Annotated in this window: 22 protein-coding genes and 1 tRNA gene; 15 read left to right on the top strand and 8 right to left on the bottom strand. The window is 43.3% G+C overall.

Going from position 1 to position 16,863, the window contains the following annotated elements:
* Nucleotides 1-24: 24 nt before the first annotated feature.
* The 6 genes from serS to FRX57_RS06935 form a co-directional block, all read right to left on the bottom strand.
* Complete coding sequence (gene serS, locus FRX57_RS06960; protein ID WP_146568032.1) at nucleotides 25-1,302, bottom strand: serine--tRNA ligase; 1,278 nt, start codon at nucleotides 1,300-1,302, stop codon at nucleotides 25-27.
* Nucleotides 1,303-1,542: 240 nt separating this feature from the next.
* Nucleotides 1,543-1,905 carry a DUF956 family protein gene (locus FRX57_RS06955; protein WP_146568030.1) on the bottom strand — a complete coding sequence of 121 codons (363 nt, stop codon included), beginning with the start codon at nucleotides 1,903-1,905 and terminating at the stop codon, nucleotides 1,543-1,545.
* Between the two features lie 95 nt (nucleotides 1,906-2,000).
* Nucleotides 2,001-2,912, bottom strand: coding sequence for a PTS system mannose/fructose/sorbose family transporter subunit IID (locus FRX57_RS06950; RefSeq protein WP_146568028.1), 912 nt, complete (start codon nucleotides 2,910-2,912; stop codon nucleotides 2,001-2,003).
* Between the two features lie 14 nt (nucleotides 2,913-2,926).
* Nucleotides 2,927-3,736, bottom strand: coding sequence for a PTS mannose/fructose/sorbose transporter subunit IIC (locus FRX57_RS06945; RefSeq protein ID WP_146568026.1), 810 nt, complete (start codon nucleotides 3,734-3,736; stop codon nucleotides 2,927-2,929).
* Nucleotides 3,737-3,763: 27 nt separating this feature from the next.
* Nucleotides 3,764-4,753 (bottom strand): PTS sugar transporter subunit IIB, encoded by a 990-nt coding sequence (locus FRX57_RS06940; protein ID WP_146568024.1) that lies wholly within the window; start codon nucleotides 4,751-4,753, stop codon nucleotides 3,764-3,766.
* Nucleotides 4,754-4,997: 244 nt separating this feature from the next.
* Complete coding sequence (locus FRX57_RS06935; protein WP_146568022.1) at nucleotides 4,998-5,813, bottom strand: Cof-type HAD-IIB family hydrolase; 816 nt, start codon at nucleotides 5,811-5,813, stop codon at nucleotides 4,998-5,000.
* 239 nt (nucleotides 5,814-6,052) lie between these two features.
* Between FRX57_RS06935 and FRX57_RS06930 the strand changes: the two genes are divergently transcribed.
* From FRX57_RS06930 to lytR, 5 genes are all read left to right on the top strand, one after another.
* A complete protein-coding gene (locus FRX57_RS06930) occupies nucleotides 6,053-6,646 on the top strand; it encodes a DUF1361 domain-containing protein (RefSeq protein ID WP_146568020.1) in 594 nt (197 codons plus the stop codon).
* A gap of 198 nt (nucleotides 6,647-6,844) precedes the next feature.
* Nucleotides 6,845-8,257, top strand: coding sequence for an NCS2 family permease (locus FRX57_RS06925; protein ID WP_146568018.1), 1,413 nt, complete (start codon nucleotides 6,845-6,847; stop codon nucleotides 8,255-8,257).
* A 104-nt stretch (nucleotides 8,258-8,361) separates the two neighbouring features.
* Complete coding sequence (gene tsaE / locus FRX57_RS06920; protein ID WP_146568016.1) at nucleotides 8,362-8,805, top strand: tRNA (adenosine(37)-N6)-threonylcarbamoyltransferase complex ATPase subunit type 1 TsaE; 444 nt, start codon at nucleotides 8,362-8,364, stop codon at nucleotides 8,803-8,805.
* The gene (locus tag FRX57_RS06915) at nucleotides 8,798-9,319 is read left to right on the top strand and encodes a GNAT family N-acetyltransferase (RefSeq protein WP_146568013.1); all 522 of its coding nucleotides are present in this window, start codon (nucleotides 8,798-8,800) and stop codon (nucleotides 9,317-9,319) included. The genes tsaE and FRX57_RS06915 overlap by 8 nt, the downstream gene beginning before the upstream one ends.
* Before the next feature lie 9 nt (nucleotides 9,320-9,328).
* Complete coding sequence (lytR, locus tag FRX57_RS06910) at nucleotides 9,329-10,681, top strand: glycopolymer--peptidoglycan transferase LytR (RefSeq protein WP_146568011.1); 1,353 nt, start codon at nucleotides 9,329-9,331, stop codon at nucleotides 10,679-10,681.
* A 110-nt stretch (nucleotides 10,682-10,791) separates the two neighbouring features.
* On the opposite strand, the gene FRX57_RS06905 is transcribed toward lytR, so the two are convergent.
* Together FRX57_RS06905 and FRX57_RS06900 are read right to left on the bottom strand one after the other, a co-directional pair.
* Nucleotides 10,792-11,109 carry a hypothetical protein gene (locus FRX57_RS06905; protein ID WP_146568008.1) on the bottom strand — a complete coding sequence of 106 codons (318 nt, stop codon included), beginning with the start codon at nucleotides 11,107-11,109 and terminating at the stop codon, nucleotides 10,792-10,794.
* Entirely contained in the window at nucleotides 11,106-11,525 is a 420-nt protein-coding gene (locus tag FRX57_RS06900) for an HIT family protein (protein ID WP_146568006.1), read from the bottom strand. Before FRX57_RS06900 ends, FRX57_RS06905 begins: the two co-directional genes overlap by 4 nt.
* A 141-nt stretch (nucleotides 11,526-11,666) precedes the next feature.
* On the opposite strand from FRX57_RS06900, the gene FRX57_RS06895 reads away from it, so the two are divergent.
* The 10 genes from FRX57_RS06895 to rimP all read left to right on the top strand — a co-directional run bounded on the left by FRX57_RS06895 (nucleotide 11,667) and on the right by rimP (nucleotide 16,854).
* Complete coding sequence (locus FRX57_RS06895) at nucleotides 11,667-11,912, top strand: hypothetical protein (protein WP_146568004.1); 246 nt, start codon at nucleotides 11,667-11,669, stop codon at nucleotides 11,910-11,912.
* An 88-nt stretch (nucleotides 11,913-12,000) separates the two neighbouring features.
* On the top strand, nucleotides 12,001-12,732 hold the full coding sequence (locus tag FRX57_RS06890; protein ID WP_146568002.1) for an ABC transporter ATP-binding protein: 732 nt from the start codon (nucleotides 12,001-12,003) through the stop codon (nucleotides 12,730-12,732).
* On the top strand, nucleotides 12,729-13,763 hold the full coding sequence (locus tag FRX57_RS06885) for an ABC transporter permease (protein WP_146568000.1): 1,035 nt from the start codon (nucleotides 12,729-12,731) through the stop codon (nucleotides 13,761-13,763). The genes FRX57_RS06890 and FRX57_RS06885 overlap by 4 nt, the downstream gene beginning before the upstream one ends.
* 57 nt (nucleotides 13,764-13,820) lie before the next feature.
* Nucleotides 13,821-14,609 (top strand): cell cycle regulator CcrZ, encoded by a 789-nt coding sequence (gene ccrZ, locus FRX57_RS06880; protein ID WP_146567998.1) that lies wholly within the window; start codon nucleotides 13,821-13,823, stop codon nucleotides 14,607-14,609.
* Between the two features lie 2 nt (nucleotides 14,610-14,611).
* On the top strand, nucleotides 14,612-15,250 hold the full coding sequence (gene trmB, locus FRX57_RS06875; RefSeq protein WP_146567996.1) for a tRNA (guanosine(46)-N7)-methyltransferase TrmB: 639 nt from the start codon (nucleotides 14,612-14,614) through the stop codon (nucleotides 15,248-15,250).
* Nucleotides 15,251-15,278: 28 nt separating this feature from the next.
* Nucleotides 15,279-15,365, top strand: a tRNA-Ser gene (locus FRX57_RS06870).
* A 97-nt stretch (nucleotides 15,366-15,462) separates the two neighbouring features.
* The gene (locus FRX57_RS06865) at nucleotides 15,463-15,828 is read left to right on the top strand and encodes a hypothetical protein (protein ID WP_146567994.1); all 366 of its coding nucleotides are present in this window, start codon (nucleotides 15,463-15,465) and stop codon (nucleotides 15,826-15,828) included.
* The gene (locus FRX57_RS06860) at nucleotides 15,806-16,060 is read left to right on the top strand and encodes a hypothetical protein (protein ID WP_146567992.1); all 255 of its coding nucleotides are present in this window, start codon (nucleotides 15,806-15,808) and stop codon (nucleotides 16,058-16,060) included. Before FRX57_RS06865 ends, FRX57_RS06860 begins: the two co-directional genes overlap by 23 nt.
* The gene (locus tag FRX57_RS06855) at nucleotides 16,050-16,295 is read left to right on the top strand and encodes a hypothetical protein (protein ID WP_146567991.1); all 246 of its coding nucleotides are present in this window, start codon (nucleotides 16,050-16,052) and stop codon (nucleotides 16,293-16,295) included. Before FRX57_RS06860 ends, FRX57_RS06855 begins: the two co-directional genes overlap by 11 nt.
* Nucleotides 16,296-16,383: 88 nt before the next feature.
* Nucleotides 16,384-16,854: a ribosome maturation factor RimP gene (rimP, locus tag FRX57_RS06850; protein ID WP_146567989.1), complete on the top strand. Its 471-nt coding sequence runs from the start codon at nucleotides 16,384-16,386 to the stop codon at nucleotides 16,852-16,854.
* Nucleotides 16,855-16,863: the final 9 nt, after the last annotated feature.

Here is a 16,863-nt window from a genome sequence, read left to right as displayed (position 1 = left end):
AGCTTTCTAGGAGATAATAGCTGATTATTGAGGGCTGATGACGTCAAGGCCACCCATATAAGGACGTAGTACTTCTGGAATGGTAACAGAGCCATCTTCGTTTTGGTAGTTTTCAAGGATGGCAGCCACTGTACGCCCAACGGCAAGACCTGAACCATTGAGGGTATGGAGCAATTTTACCTTGCCGTCGGCTTCATCACGGTAGCGGATTTGAGCACGACGAGCTTGGAAATCTTCTGTATTTGAGCAACTAGAAATTTCACGATAGGTGTTTTGGGCTGGAATCCAAACTTCCAAGTCATAGGTTTTGGCTGCTGAGAAGCCCATGTCACCGGTACAAAGGGCAAGCACACGGTAAGGCAGGCCTAATTTTTGCAGGATACTTTCAGCGTTAGCTGTCATTTTTTCCAACTCTTCATAAGATTCTTCAGGCTTGGCAAATTTCACCATTTCAACCTTGTGGAATTGGTGTAGGCGAATCAAACCGCGGGTGTCACGACCAGCAGAACCAGCTTCAGAGCGGAAAGATGGGCTCATGGCAGTGAAGTAGATTGGCAGGTCTTTGCCATCAATGATTTCATTACGGTAGAAGTTAGTCAAGGGCACTTCAGCGGTTGGAATCAAGACAAAATTGGTATCTGTCAGTTCAAAGGTGTCTTCTTTGAATTTTGGATATTGGCCTGTCCCGAACATAGAGTCGTGGTTGACCATATAAGGTGGGATGATTTCTTGGTAACCTTCAGCGATGTGTTCATCCAACATGAAGTTGTAGAGGGCACGTTCTAGGCGTGCGCCAAGGTTTTTATAGAAGAGGAAACGCGCCCCAGTAACCTTGGCACCACGTTCCCAGTCCAAGATATTGAGGTCTTCGCCCAAGTCCCAGTGAGGCTTGGGTTCAAAGTCAAACTCGCGTGGTGTTCCCCAACGACGGACTTCGACATTGTCTTCTTCGTCCTGACCTTCTGGGACACTATCGTGGGGAGTGTTGGGTAAGACCGTGATAATCGCAGTCACTTGTTCATCTAGCTCAAGCAGGTCCGCATCAATTTCCTTAATTTTAGCAGAAAGCTCTTGCATGGCTGCGATTTGCTCATCTGCATTTTCCTTGTTGCGTTTGGCTTGGGCAATGGCCGCAGACGCGAGATTGCGTTGAGCCTTGAACTCTTCCGTTTGCACCAGTAGGGCACGACGTTTTTGGTCAAGGTCGGCCAATTGGTCAAGGCTGTCTTGGCTAACGCCACGGTTAGCCAGTTTTTCTGCCACTGTGGCAAAATCATTGCGAATACGTTTGAGATCTAACATATCTTCCTCCTTAATGAAAAAAGCACAAGATAAGCTGATGTTGGAACGCCAAGGGCGTGGTTCCATCCAACTTCACAAATCTTGTGCACTTAATTATTGTTTTGCTAATGGTTGACGGTAGAATTTCAAAATCCCCTCTTGCCTGCTCGCAACAACCGCAGACTTTCTGAAAAGATGGTAATTTCTACTTATCCGTTACCTTTATTATACTCAACTTTGGGCTAAAAGTAAAGGTAAGATTTATCTTTTACCAAATAATTTTTTACCGATGGTTTGGAGCAAGGTTGGTAGTTTGACCACCTTGTCATTGCCTAACTCTTGGCGGGCGATTTTGAGGATTCTGCCGGAATCTTTTGAGGCGAATAAAAATTTACCCTGGTCGGTCAGAATTTCAAAATGCCGGCTGATGGATTTGCCGGAAACATTTGCCCCCATCTGTTGGATAGAGGTCCAAGGGATTTGAATGTATTGTTCGACATTGGTATCAGGGTAAAATTCAATGGCCTGATCACCGACGAGAAATTTACCCACCTTGCTGCCGATGCCTAGATAGGAAACACCGGTGGTTTGAAGGGTAATGGTCTTGTTTAAGGATTGTGCCATGCTTGTTCTCTTTTCTGCTTATTTTCTTTATTATAACATAAGTGTCTGGGACAAAAAAGTAAGACTAGAACTGAAGTTCTAGTCTTAGACTTGTCTTACATGATACCAAGCACACGAGCGATGATACCAACCGCAAACAAGCCGACGATGATAGTGATTGGAGATACTTTTTTCTTCAGTAACCACATGCAAAGGAAAACGAGAAGAACGTTCATAAATCCAGGAATCAAGCCATCCAAGTTTTGTTGGAAGGTTGTCACTTTTTCAGGGGTTTGAGAAAGACCAGCACCGACTTGAGCAAAGGCTTCTTTGATACCCTCACTGCCAGCTGGTAGTTTATCCCACTCGATGTAAGCTCCCTTAGCCAATGGCACGCGAGAAACATCAAAGGCAAATTTGATGGATACCCAACGCTCTGCTAGAACGGCTAGGATGAACATACCAAGGATTGAAGCCCCTTTGGTGATGTCTTGGAGGATACCGCCAGACATATCTTTGGTGATTTCTTTACCTGATTTGTAACCAAATTCTTGTGTGTACCATAGGAAGGCCATACGGATAGCATTCCAAGCCACGAAGAAGATGATTGGACCAAGGACGTTACCAGCAATGGCTAGAGAGGCACCAAGGGCACCGATGATTGGACGAACAGTAAACCAGAAGACTGGGTCACCGATACCAGCAAGAGGCCCCATCATACCGATTTTAACCCCTTGGATAGCAGCGTCATCAATGTCTGCACCGTTAGCACGGTCTTCTTCAAGAGCTAGTGTTACCCCAAAGATAGGAGCAGCAACGTATGGGTGCGTATTGAAGAATTCCATGTGGCGTTTGAGTGCCGCAGCTTGGTCTTCTTTCTTGCTATAAAGTTTTTTGATGGCTGGGACCAAAGCATAAGCCCAACCCAAGTTTTGCATGCGTTCGTAGTTCCAAGACGCTTGAAGGAGTTGTGAACGGAACCAAACTTTTTTACGATCACTTAGTGAAAGTTGAATTTTTTCTGTCATTGTCTTGCCTCCTCTTAGTAGTCTTCTAGGATGTCACCGATTGGGTCATGTGAACCAGCATTACCACCTGCGTTACCGCCTTTTTTAGAAAGGTTAAGGTAGATGAAGGCAAGGGCAACCCCGATAGCACCAAGGGCGATAAGGGTAAGGTCATTGACTGCGGCAAGGGCGAAACCAAGGGCAAAGAAAGGCCATACTTCGCGGGTAGCCATCATGTTGATAACCATGGCAAAACCTACGGCAACAACCATACCACCACCGACCTGCATACCGCCACTCAACCATTCTGGCATTAATTCAAGGGCAGCTTTTACACTTTCAGAAGGGATAGCAAGCAGGAAGGCAGCTGGAACAGCGATACGAAGACCTTGAAGTGAAAGGGCAATCAAATGGTAGCGTTCAAGTGCAGCAAAGTCACCACGTTCAGCCGCAGCATCAGCCCCGTGAACCAAACCAACAGAAGCTGTACGAACCAACATGGTCAAGAACAAGCCGGCAACAGCAAGCGGAATGGCAAGACCTTGGGCAACCGCGATAGCTTGTTGAGAGGTGTCACCACCCTTAATCAAGATGATGGCAGCTGCAACAGAAGCAAGGGCAGCGTCAGGAGCGACTGCCGCACCGATATTTGCCCAACCAAGGGCTACAAATTGGAGCGTTCCGCCGAGGATAACGCCAGCTGTCAGGTTACCTGTTACAAGACCGATAAGGGTACAAGCAACGATTGGTTGATGGAATTGGAATTGGTCAAGGATACCTTCCATACCAGCAAGGAAAGCAACCACGACAACCAAAATCGCAGAAATAAATGAAATATCCATGATAAATCCTTTCTTGTTTTAGTAAGTGTATTAGTTGACGTTTGCCTTGTTAATCAAGTCAAAGAGGTCTTTTTTAGAGTCATTTGGTACTTTACGGACATCGAAGGCAACGCCTAAATCACGCAATTTTTCAAAGACAGCCACATCGTCCTTGTCCATTGACAGCACGTTGTTGACCATGGTTTTACCAGTTGAGTGGGCCATTGAACCAACGTTTAACTCTTTAATCTCTACGCCACCTTCAATTGCACGAAGAGCATCTTGTGGTGTTTCAAAGAGGATCAGGGCATGGGTACCACCAAAACGAGGGTCTTTTGACACTTCAATCAATTTCTTGATTGGCACAACATTGGCCTTAACATTACCAGGTGCGGCTTGCTTAATCAACTGCTTACGCAAGTCGTCTTTTGAAACAGAGTCAGAAGCAACGATGATACGGTCAGCTTTTGATGCTGGCGTCCAACCTGTTGCTACTTGACCGTGCAAGAGACGGGTGTCAATACGAGCCAGGTTGATTTTAAGTTTGCCATCACCGATGACAGTTCCTTCTGGGATAGCCCCTTGTGGTGCCGCAGTTGGTGCAGCTGCGGGAGTTGCTTCAGCAGGATTGAGCTCTTCAGGCAGAGCCTTGATACCATCCTTGGCTTCCTTAATAATGTTGGCAGCAACTTGTTCAACACCAGCAGAGGCATCCATCATGCGTTCTGTGTAGGCTTGAATCAGCATTGGCAAGTTGAGACCTGTGATGATGGCGAATTTGCGGTCAGGGTTTTCTCCCATGACACGGCTTGCTTGGTTGAAGGGCGAGCCACTCCAAAGGTCAGCAAGGACAAGAATCTCATCATCAGCATCAAATTGAGCGATTGCGTTGGTAAAGTGTGCGTAGAGGTCATCTGGTCCTTCACTTGGCATAAAGGTCACGACTTGAACCTTTTCTTGTTCGCCGAAAATCATGGAACCTGATTGATGAATGCCTTCAGCAAATTTACCGTGGCTGGCAATAATAATACCGATACCCATTCTTGATTTTCCTCCTTTTAGTTATTTTTCATTGACAATAATACGGCGATTATTGGTATTATTTCAAACGAAATTCAAGAACATAGATAATTATAAAACGTTTTCAGGAAAAGGTCAAGGGGGTTGGGCTAAAAAAATGGAGAAATTTATCAAAAATAACTGAAAATTTACCAAAAAATGAACAATCTTGGCGAAAAAACGAAAAAAGACTAGAAATAAAGGGTTTCCAGTCTTTTAGTCAGATTTATGAAAGAAACATCGTTTCTAGTTGTCTAGCCACCCCGTCTTGATTATTAGTCCATTGAAGTTGCTCATCGGCAAAGTCAAGTAAGATTGGGTTGGCATTTTTCATGGCGTAGCCAGTTTGGGCAAAGGCTAGCATTTCGGTATCGTTGTGTTCATCCCCAAAGGCAATCAGCTGGCTCTTATCTAAGTCACAAGCTTGGAGGAGATGGTTTAGGGCAAAGGCCTTGTTGACCCCTTTAGGAGCAAATTCGAGGATATTGAGCGGTCCCCCCCAAGAGTCAACCTCAATCTGATTGTTGAAGCGATCTTTAATGTCATCTGCCAAGGCGTATTTATCTTGTGCTTGGGTTTTCATCAATAACGCATTTGGCCCATCTGTAATTTTGTGGGGGAGTAACTCCATCTCATCCTTGATTTCTGAAAGGCCAAAAAGTTTCGGCTCAATGGCTTCGCGGCGGTTGAAACTGATATAGAGTTGCCGACGGTATTCAGCTGCCAAGAAATCCATTTGAATATCTTGTTGCATGTCTAGGAGCTGCCAGATATAATCTTGGTCCAAACGAACATCTAGTTCCTGTTCCCATTTTTGTTCAGGCAGGTGGGTCAGGGCACCGTTGAAGTTGATCATAGGTGTTTTGAGACCGAGTTGCCGATAGTAGTCCCATGCCATGCGGTAGGGACGACCTGTAGCAATCACAACCATGTGGCCCAAGGCTTCAACTTTTCTGAGGGTTTTAACAGTATAGTCTGAGATGGTTTCATCACTATGGAGTAAGGTACCATCTAAATCAATTGCAATAATTTTTTTAGTCATGTTTTCATTATAACAGAAAAACGAGGTTAAGAAAATAGTCAGGCCATTTTTCAAGGCTGAGCCAACTCTTGTTGCTGGGGATGCAATGTCTCAAATGGGTAACAGAAGATTGCTAAAACTGACAAATTAAGCCAAGAAATGTCAGGGGTTAACAAGTTGTTCACAAAAGTTTCTAGGAACTTTTTTCCACTTAAATTATGTTATAATGAAACAACCTGTTGAATAGGAGGATAGAGTGAATGAAAATAAAAAGGGCCTGTATACATCTGTTTTTCGTGATTATTTCGGTTAGTATCTACTATTATAGTGTAGAGGGTCCCAACCTGATTTGGAATATGTTTTTAGCCTTGTTAGCCTTGGATTTCGCTTATTTGGCTTATGGTGCTAAGCGGAAACTGTTTAAAGCTATTTGGGCCGTTCTGTGGCTCTTTTTCTACCCTAATACCTTTTATATGTTGACAGATATCATTCATATGTATTTTGCTGGCGATGCTCTTTGGCAACGGTCAAGTATGATTTTGTTTATGTTATTTGTGGCTAGTATTCTCTTTGGGGTATTATCGGGAGTGGTTAGTTTGCAGTTGATTTTCCGTACCTTTGCGGTTAAAAATATGTTGCTGCGCTATGTCTTGATTGGCAATCTGTCAGTCCTATCAAGTTTTGCCATCCATATTGGTCGCTATGCTCGTTTGAATTCATGGGATATTTTTATTAGACCAATGACGGTTCTGCAAAAGATTGTGGATGTGGTTTCCTGGGCAGCTATCCCATTTATTCTGGGCTTCACCTTTTTGCAAATCATGACCTTGATTTTTTTAGATCAAGAAGATTAAAATTTAGTACAAATCGTTTCGCAAGCTGTGGGAGACGATTTGTTTTTTTGTTATAATGCGTAAAAAACGAACAAAAAAACCGATATAAATATTTTCTAGAACAAAAAAGCAAGAAAACACAACAATAACTGTTGAAAACACAATCATCATTTGATATAATATGGGTATCGTTCTAAAAAAGGAGTTTTAATAATCAAAATGGAAACATTTTTCAAGCTAAAAGAGCACGGGACTGATGTTCGAACGGAAGTTATGGCTGGGATAACAACCTTCTTTGCCATGTCTTATATTCTTTTCGTGAATCCTTCAATGCTGGCCCAGACAGGTATGCCACTACAAGGGGTTTTTCTTTCAACTATTATTGGTTCGGTGGTTGGTACGCTAATCATGGCACTTTATGCCAATGTTCCCTATGCCCAGGCACCTGGTATGGGAATGAATGCTTTCTTCACTTATACGGTGGTATTTTCCCTTGGCTATACTTGGCAAGAAGCCTTGGCCATGGTCTTTCTTTGTGGCTGTATCTCGATTGCGGTGACCTTGACACGTCTGCGTCATGCTATTATTGTTTCAATTCCTGAAAATCTCAAACATGCTATTGGCGGAGGAATTGGGATTTTCTTAACCTACCTTGGTTTGAAAAATGCAGGGCTTCTCAGTTTTACCCTAAATCCTCAGACCTATACTGTCCTAGGTGAGGGAGCAGATAAGGCAGCAGCAACGATTTTGGGTAATTCATCTGCTGTACCGGCCTTAGTTCCTTTTGATAATGTCGGCGTTATTGTTTCGTTAATTGCCATTGTAATCACAGCGGTTTTATTGATTCGTAATGTTAGGGGCGGTGTGATGATTGCCATGTTGGCAACGACTTTGGTTGCCTTGGCTTTTGGCATTGTTAGCCTTTCAACGATTGATTTTGCTTCCAATAATATCGTGACAGCCTTTGGTGATTTGAAAACTGTCTTTGGGGCGGCTTTTACCGGTCTGGGAACTCTTTTTGCAGATTCTAGTCGTACGGTTGAGGTTATCATGACTGTCTTTGCTTTTGCCTTGACGGATATGTTTGACACCATCGGTACCTTGATTGGCACTAGTCAAAAAACACAAATCTTTGATACAACCAGTGAAAATGCTCGTGACCTTGATCCTAAATTGAAAAAGGCCATGTATGCAGATGTGTTTGGCTCAACGGCTGGAGCTATTGCTGGAACATCTAATGTTACCACCTATGTGGAGTCGGCTGCTGGAATTGCGGCGGGAGGTCGCACAGGTCTAACCGCCTTGGTGGTTGCGGGTCTTTTCTTGGTATCAAGTTTCTTTAGTCCTCTCTTATCTATTATTCCTACTCAGGCAACGGCTGCTGTCTTGATTATGGTTGGGGTCATGATGATTTCTAACTTAAAAAGTGTGGATTGGGATGATATGAGTGAGGCGATTCCAGCCTTCTTTGCCTCAATTTTCATGGGATTTGGTTATAGTATTACGAATGGTATTGCTTTTGGTTTTCTCTTTTATACCATCGGTAAATTGGTTCAGGGACGGGTCAAGGAGATTCAACCCATTATCTGGATTTTAGACCTGCTCTTTATCATTAATTTTATGTTAATGTAAGAAAAGTAAAATGCTGTACGTTTTGTACGGCATTTTGTGTGGAAATAGGAGATTTAGCTGGGTAAAAACTGGTTTAGTGTGTGAAAATGTGATACAATGTTTCTATGTTTGACAGTTATACGGAAGAAGACCTCATTGCCCTAGGTCGAAAAATTGGAGAAAAACTGACAGCAGGGCAGGTTTTGGTGCTGACAGGAGATTTAGGAGCGGGTAAAACTACCTTAACCAAGGGGATTGGTCAAGGTCTGGGGGTCACTCAAATGATTAAAAGTCCAACCTACACGATTGTACGTGAGTATGAGGGACGTCTTCCTCTTTATCATCTGGATGTCTATCGCATTGGAGATGACCCGGATTCGATTGATTTAGATGAATTTTTGTTTGGTTCGGGTGTAACCGTTATTGAATGGGGGCAGCTTTTGGGGCAACAATTTACGAATGATTATGTAGAGGTTGTGATTGAGCGCTTAGAGGAAGGACGGCGGGTATCGTTTAAGGCCCATGGTCCAAGTGCGCAAAGTCTAGTTAAGGAGTTGACTAATGGCTGAAGTAGAAGTTATTTTTGCTGAGGCTCAGCCGTCAGATGCCTCAGCTTTACTAGCCCTTTTAAATCATATCGGGTATGAGAGTGATTTTATGACCCTGGATGAGGCCGGTATCCTGATGACACTTGAGCAGATGACGGATTTTATCAGGCAGCGCCAGGAATCCATCAACCAGGTTTGCCTTTTGGCTAAGGTGGCTGATGAGGTGATTGGGGTCTTGAATGTTACTAGCGATTTTCATGAGCGGATTAAACACATTGGTGATATTTTTATCGGTATCCGCAAGGATTATTGGAACCAAGGAATTGGCCAGATTTTAATGGAGGAAGCTATTATCTGGGCAGAAAAATCCGGGGTAATTCGGCGATTAGAATTAACCGTTCAAAAACGAAACCAGCGGGCAGTTCATGTTTATGAAAAATTTGGCTTTGTCATTGAAGGGGTTCGACCACGTGGAGCTAAGGCGCGTGATGGTCAATTTCTTGATGTTTATATGATGGGTAAAATGATAAATTAGGAATTAAAGATGAAAATTGGAAAAAAAATTACGGTGATGCTGCTAGCGATTGTGGCAACGACAGGGATTGCTTTGGGAATTTATTTCAAGACCCTGTCTAGTTTTACAAATAGTGAATTCGCAAAAACCTTTAAAAATTATCAAACTTCCAAAAATGTCAGTCAAGCGATTCGACAAACGAAGCCCTTTTCCATTCTATTGATGGGGGTTGACACAGGTAGTGCCGATAGGACAGATCGTTGGCAAGGCAATAGTGATTCGATGATTTTAGTGACAGTCAATCCGAAAACGAAAAAGACGACCATGACTAGCTTGGAGCGTGATATCCTTATCAAATTATCTGGTCCCAAGAAGAATGACATGACCGGGGTTGAGGCTAAGTTGAATGCTGCCTACGCTGCTGGAGGTGCCCAGATGGCGATTATGACCGTACAAGATTTGCTGGATATCACCATTGACTACTACATGCAAATCAATATGCAGGGCTTGGTAGACTTGGTTAATGCGGTCGGTGGTATTACCGTAACCAACAAATTTGATTTTCCGATTCAAATTTATGAGCAAGAACCAGCCTATACCTCAACAGTTCCTGTAGGAACTCATAAAATCAATGGTGATCAAGCCTTGGTTTATGCACGGATGCGGTATGATGATCCTGATGGTGACTATGGTCGTCAAAAACGTCAGCGGGAAGTTATTCAAAAGGTTATGGCTAAAATTTTAGCCTTAGACAGTATTAGTAACTATAAGAAAATTCTATCAGCGGTAAGTAGTAACATGCAGACCAATGTAGAAATTTCGACACGAACCATCCCGAAATTGTTGGGTTATCAGGATGCCTTGAAAAATATTAAGACCTATCAATTGCGAGGCGAGGATGCGACCTTGGAAGATGGTGGTTCTTATCAAATTGTTACGGCTCAGCACTTGCTTGAGATTCAAAACCGAATTAAAAAAGAGTTGGGTTACCCAACCAAGACCAAGGCAATTACAACGACAGCTGTCTTGTACGAATCCCTATATGGCGGTGGTAATATTACCATCAATGGTTCAACAGATGAGGAAGAAGAAGCGCCTAAGTCAAGTAAGAATGAGGCTGATGAGGTCACGGTACCGGAGGTGTCGAGTAGTGTGATGACAGTGCCGTCCTCAGTTGTTGTCGAAACCCCTGCGGCCCCTGTGGCGACAGAAACGCCAGTTGCTCCAGCGGTAACACCAAGTAGTGAGTTACCAATTGTTCAGGAAACTTATCCAAGTTATTCTGCGCCAGCAATAACCCAAGAGTCTTCTTATGTTGCTCCTGCTCCAGTGGTGGAAACCCCTGTAGCTGAAAGTTTTGTACAACCACTTCCAACAGAGTAATTGTTGGACAGAGCTCTTGATGATAAGGACTAGCAGACAAATCTCATGTTGAGGTTTGTCTTTTTGATGAGAAAATCCCTTCTTGGCTAGTGAGAAGGGATTTGTTTAGATTAAGATTGAGGATCTTGGTCTTGAGCGGAGTCTTTTTGATACTTACTGAGAATTTGTTTGATTTCTTGGATAGTTGCTTGGGCCTCTGTATTGAAAACGCGGAACTTGTAGGTGAGGTCCTGGCTGATCTGGTTGATGTTGCCTGTTTGCTCTTTCACTAGTTCTAGGTTATGCCCAATAGTGGTGATGTCTTCTTGGCTTTTCTTGACGAGTTCACGTTTTGCTTTCAGTGTATGTTTAAGGACTAGCCTATTTTCGTAAGTTTTGTAGAGGGCAGCTCCAACTAAGCTCGAGAGGATAAAGGGTTTGACTTTCATTGGCTAACCTCCTGACTAATGGTTTGGGCAAGTTCTGCAAGTGCTGGGAAATTAGGCTCGTTTGTTGTAAAATCAATTGTCAGGCCGTCTTGGTGTCCTAGGCGGGGGAGCAGGTGAAGGTGGGCGTGGAAGACGGTTTGACCAGCAGCTTCTTCATTATTATTGACCAAGTTAATGCCTTGGGCGCCGGTTGCTTTTGTTAGGGCACGGGCGATTTTAGGCACATTAGCAAAGAGTGTGCTAGCAGTTGTGTCGGGCATGTCCAATAAATTGCGGACATGTTGTTTGGGGATAATCAGGGTATGTCCTGGTGTGACTTGAGTAATATCCAGGAAGGCGACGACTTGTTCGTCTTCATAAACTTTTGCAGCAGGGATAGTTCCGGCAACGATTTGACAAAAAATACAATTTTCCATAGGGCTTACCTCGCTTATTTTGATATTTATAGTATAACATAGATTGGCTAAATCCGACTTTTAAAGGTGGTATCAGCTTTAAAGTTGCGAAAAGGGTGATTGTATGATATAGTTGAAAAAAGAGAAAGGAGACAGAATCCTATGCTAGCCTTGTATCGTCGTTATTGGAAAGATAGTTTTAATGTGTCAGGGAAAGATTCTTTGAAAAATCTAGCCCTTGTTCTTCTCTGTAACCTTTTGCTCCTAGGGGCGGTCTTCCTACTTGCTCTACTGGGGGCGCCTAGTTGGGAAGAACCTCTAATGTCTGTTTTTAGTTTTTTACGAGTGTTTCTTTTCCTTCCTATGATTGCCATGCTTGTTCGGGTTTGGCGATATTATCAAGATTAAGCTTTAGGGCCGTGCTAGTCACGGCTTTTTTGTTAAAATCTCTGCGAATATGTTAGAATAGAGAGAGAACACTTGCTAGGAGAATGAGATGCTAAGATTAGAAAATGTCACTGGCGGCTATATTAATATCCCTGTTTTACGTGAGGTGAGCTTTGACGTAGCTAGTGGTGAATTGGTGGGGTTAATTGGCCTAAATGGGGCGGGGAAATCCACGACAATTAATGAAATTATTGGTCTATTACGTCCTTATCAAGGTCGAATTAGCCTTGGAGGCTTGACCTTAGAGGAAGATGGGGCTAATTATCGTCGTCAGATTGGCTATATTCCAGAAACGCCGAGTCTTTATGAGGAATTAACCTTGAAAGAGCATTTGGAAACAGTGGCGATGGCTTATGATTTGAACGTTGAGCAGGCCTTGCTTAGAGCAGAGAAACTGCTTAAGGTTTTTAGGCTTCAAGATAAGTTAGATTGGTTTCCGGTGGATTTTTCTAAGGGGATGAAACAAAAGGTGATGATTGTCTGTGCCCTGATGGTTGAGCCGGGTCTTTTAATTGTTGATGAGCCTTTTTTGGGGTTGGATCCCTTGGCTATTAAGGATTTAACTGATTTGTTGCTAGCGGAAAAAGCAGAAGGAACAGCTATTTTAATGAGTACGCATGTGCTAGATTCGGCAGAAAAAATGTGTGACCGTTTTGTGATTTTACACCAAGGACGGGTCTTAACTCAAGGTACTTTGGCGGAATTGCAAGCGAATTTTGGACAAGACGGGGCTAGTCTGACGGATATTTATTTGAGCCTGACACAAGAGGATAGCCTATGAGAGAACTATTTGCGAAACGGCGTTTTCAATTCATTCAATCCTGCCTAGCTTATTTGCGTTATGTTTTAAATGATCATTTTGTTTTGGTCCTCTTATTGCTGACCGGCTTTGTTATGGTGGAATATAGCCGTCTTTTGAACAATTTTCCAGCAAATCCTCTACCGATTATTACTTTTGTTTTAGTCTTACTAATAATGATGTTAGCGACGGGAAGGGTGGCAACTTACTTGGAGCCGGCTGATAGCCAATTTTTATTGGTCAAGGAAGTAGAATTGAAAGCTATTATCAAGCAAGCTATTGTGCGTGCCATAGTGATTTGGGGAGGTCTACAGACAGGAGTTTTATTACTCCTGAGTCCCTTACTTGGGGCTCTGGGCCTATCCTTACCCTTACAGGCTCTTTTAATGCTTTTTCTTCTGTTGATTAAGGCCTTGATGATTCAGTGGAAGTCTAGAGTGTTTTATGCCAGTGGGCAGTTGAATTGGCAGGCAGCCATTGCTTATGAAAAGAGACGCCAGCAAAGTATTTTAAAATTCTTCTCTCTCTTTACGGATGTTAAGGGTTTATCTAGTCGAGTGAAGCGGCGAGCTTACTTGGACGGCCTTTTGTTGGCTATTCCCAAGCAAACAGAACGGTTGTGGTTAAACTTATATGCTCGAGCCTTTTTACGTAGTGGTGACTATTTGGATATCAGTCTTCGGTTGCTCTTTTTATCCCTCTTGAGTCTGTGGTGTTTGGATAATCGCTTGCTTGCAGAAAGTTTGGCCCTTCTTTTTACCTATTTATGGGTATTTCAAATGATTGCCCTATTGGGGCATTATGATTACCAGTATCTGCCTGAATTATACCCCTACCAAGAGGGGAGGGCAGCCAACCTTTTGCTCTTTTTGAGAAGTGGTTTGCTTATTCTAGCTCTTATTGAGCTGGTGTTCACTTGTTTGATGGGCTTCAATGGCTTGTTATTGGTCGGGGATTTATTGCTCTTTTGGTTTTATTTGCCTTACCGCATGAGGTCAGGATTGACTAAGTGAGAGAAAACAAGTAAAATAGGTGTAGTGATATCGTTTTAAAAAGAAAAGGAGGGGCTAATGGCAGGTACAGATCAAGAATTGGCACTGACGCCCTTACGAGGAAATAGTGGCAAGGCCTATATGGGAACCTATCCCAATGGTGACCGCGTTTTTGTCAAGTTGAATACTACCCCTATTTTGGCAGCCCTAGCCAGTGAGCAGATTGCACCCCAGCTTTTGTGGGCTAAGCGAATGGCTAATGGTGACATGATGAGTGCGCAAGAGTGGCTAGATGGTCGTATTTTGACGAAACAGGACATGAATAGCAAGCAAATTGTGCAGATTTTAGTCCGTATGCACCGCTCCAAGGCGCTAGTCAATCAACTCTTGCAACTGAATTATAAGATTGAAAATCCCTATGATTTATTGGTGGACTGGGAGAAAAATGCTCCTTTACAGCTTCAGGAAAATTCCTATCTGCAAGCGGTGATTAAAGAGCTGAAACGGAGTTTGCCGGAATTTCGTTCAGAGCTGGCTACCATTGTCCATGGTGATGTTCGTCATAGTAATTGGGTCATCACCACTAGTGGTTTAATTTATCTGGTTGATTGGGATTCGGTCCGATTGACGGATCGGATGTATGATGTGGCTCAGGTCCTTAGTCATTATATTCCGCGCGTTCGCTGGGAAGAGTGGCTAGGTCTTTATGGCTATAAGCACAATGAAAAAGTGATGCGTAAGTTGTACTGGTATGGTCAGTTTTCTTATTTGTCACAGATTCTCAAGTGTTTTGATAATCGTGATATGGAACATGTGAATCAAGAAATCTATGACTTACGTCAGTTCCGGGAGACATTTAGAAAGTAAGTATGCGAGTTAGAAAACGTAAGGGTGCTGAGGAGCACTTAGAAAACAATCCCCAGTATGTTATTCTCAATCCTGAGGAAGCCAAAGGACGTTGGCGGGAAGTTTTTGGCAATGACAACCCTGTTCATATCGAAGTGGGGAGTGGTAAGGGCGCCTTTATTACTGGTATGGCGGCCCAAAATCCCCAGATTAATTATATTGGCATTGATATTCAACGCTCAGTCTTGTCTTATGCCTTGGACAAGGTCTTGGCAAGTAATCTGCCTAATATCAAGCTACTCTTGGTTGATGGGTCAAGCTTGACCAATTATTTTGCGGATGGGGAAGTGGACTTGATGTACCTTAATTTCAGTGACCCTTGGCCTAAAACCCGTCATGAAAAACGTCGTTTGACCTACGGGAGTTTTTTAGCAACTTATGAACAGATTTTGCCAGCTGAGGGAGAAATCCATTTTAAGACAGACAATCGTGGTTTGTTTGAATATAGCTTGGCATCTTTCTCACAATATGGTATGATATTAAAAAAGGTCTGGTTAGACCTGCATGCTAGTGACTACGAGGGTAATGTCATGACGGAGTACGAGCAGAAATTTTCTCGTAAGGGTCAGGTCATTTACCGTGTGGAAGCTCAATTTAAGTAAACCAGTTGTGGGCCTTGGCCCACTTGATGGAGAGGTCGCATAGTGGCCGAGTGCGCACGCTTGGAAAGCGTGTAGTCCTTCACGGGGCTCGGGGGTTCGAATCCCCTCCTCTCCTTAATAAAAGAGACCAAAGCCTAGGCTTTGGTTTTTTGGAAGGCGAATGGCTGCATAAAGGATTTGTTGGTAGATCTTTTAACTGGGAGGTGATGACAATGGTAGATTCCTCAGACGATCATGCCTTAAAAGATTTTCCCCAAAGGGTCACATTGTTGCATGGTTTACGAGCGGTGGCTAGTGTTGATAAGACTGGGGAGTGGTTACTCACTGACCAAGAAGGTTGGAAAGTCTATGCTCTATTAACTGAGCTTGCTAGTGGTGACTTGATCTTTGCTCCTCGTTGGCAGGTGGGGTGTTGCTGGCAAGGGCAAAACTTAATTATTTATCCTGAAGCTAGTCTTCATAAAAGTCCTTTTGAAGATGGGGATGAAAAAGTCTGGCTCAAACAAGGAAAAGGTTTGACCCGCTATACCTCGAGAAAAAAATGGAGAAACAATAATGTTAGACAAGAAGAATTTTAGAGAGATTGATTTTTATGGCAGGTCAGTTTTTGTCGAGACTTGTTTCACTGCCTATCGTGACAGTGAGGCTAAGACTTGCATGGTGGTTGAACCTGATTATACCGACTTCAATGCGGTTTTAATATATGACCAAGAGGCGGATGCTATTCGGATTTTGCCTCGTTGGCAGACCAATTTTGTTCTCAAAGACGAGGCCATCTACATTATCAGGGAGCAGTTTGATGGGCAATAAGCGGTATCGGTATCATGACTGGTGGCTGGTTTATCCAGAGGACATGCAGATTTTTGCGGACCAGGAGAGCTTGCTTATCACCTCTATTTATACGAGAAAGGTTTTGGGACAGGTGTCTTATTCTTGCCAAGAGCAGGGGCTGAAAGTGCTTTGTCCAGCCTTTGATTTAGGCTTTAGCCTTAAAAACAAGGAACTTCATTTCTTTTTTAGCGGTTATGCTTTGCAATTCTCCTGAAAAAGTGATATACTGATAGAAGATTAAAGATGATGAAAGGAGACGGGGTTGTAACTTCGTCTCATTTTCTTGTAGAGGAGGATGTCTTATCGCAACGATTATTGAGACGGTGACAGATTTGGTGTCGCCGGTTATCCCAGCTCCTTTTGAGTTGGTGGATATTGAGTATGAAAAAATGGGGGGCGACTATGTGCTGTCCATTTTGGTGGATAAGCCAGAAGGCATTACGGTCGAGGATACGGCTGAGCTGACAGAAATCATCAGTCCTTTACTGGACACCATCCAGCCTGACCCCTTCCCAGAGCGATATTTCCTTGAAATTTCTAGCCCTGGTTTGGAACGTCCCTTGAAAACCAAGGAAAGTTTGACCGCTGCGGTGGGCAAGTATATCCATGTCAGTCTTTATCAGGCCATTGACAAGGTCAAGATTTTTGAAGGAGACCTCTTGGCTTTTGATGGCGAGGAACTCCAACTAGCTTATATGGACAAGACTCGTCAGAAAACGGTAACTATCCCTTACAAGATGGTGGCGAAAGCTCGTCTTGCAGTTAAATTTTAAGAAAGGAAG

This window comes from Streptococcus cuniculipharyngis, assembly GCF_007859195.1.
Classification (GTDB): Bacteria; Bacillota; Bacilli; order Lactobacillales; family Streptococcaceae; genus Streptococcus; species Streptococcus cuniculipharyngis.
Note: the sequence above shows the minus strand (reverse complement) of the source record. Positions and strands in the feature narration are given on the sequence as shown.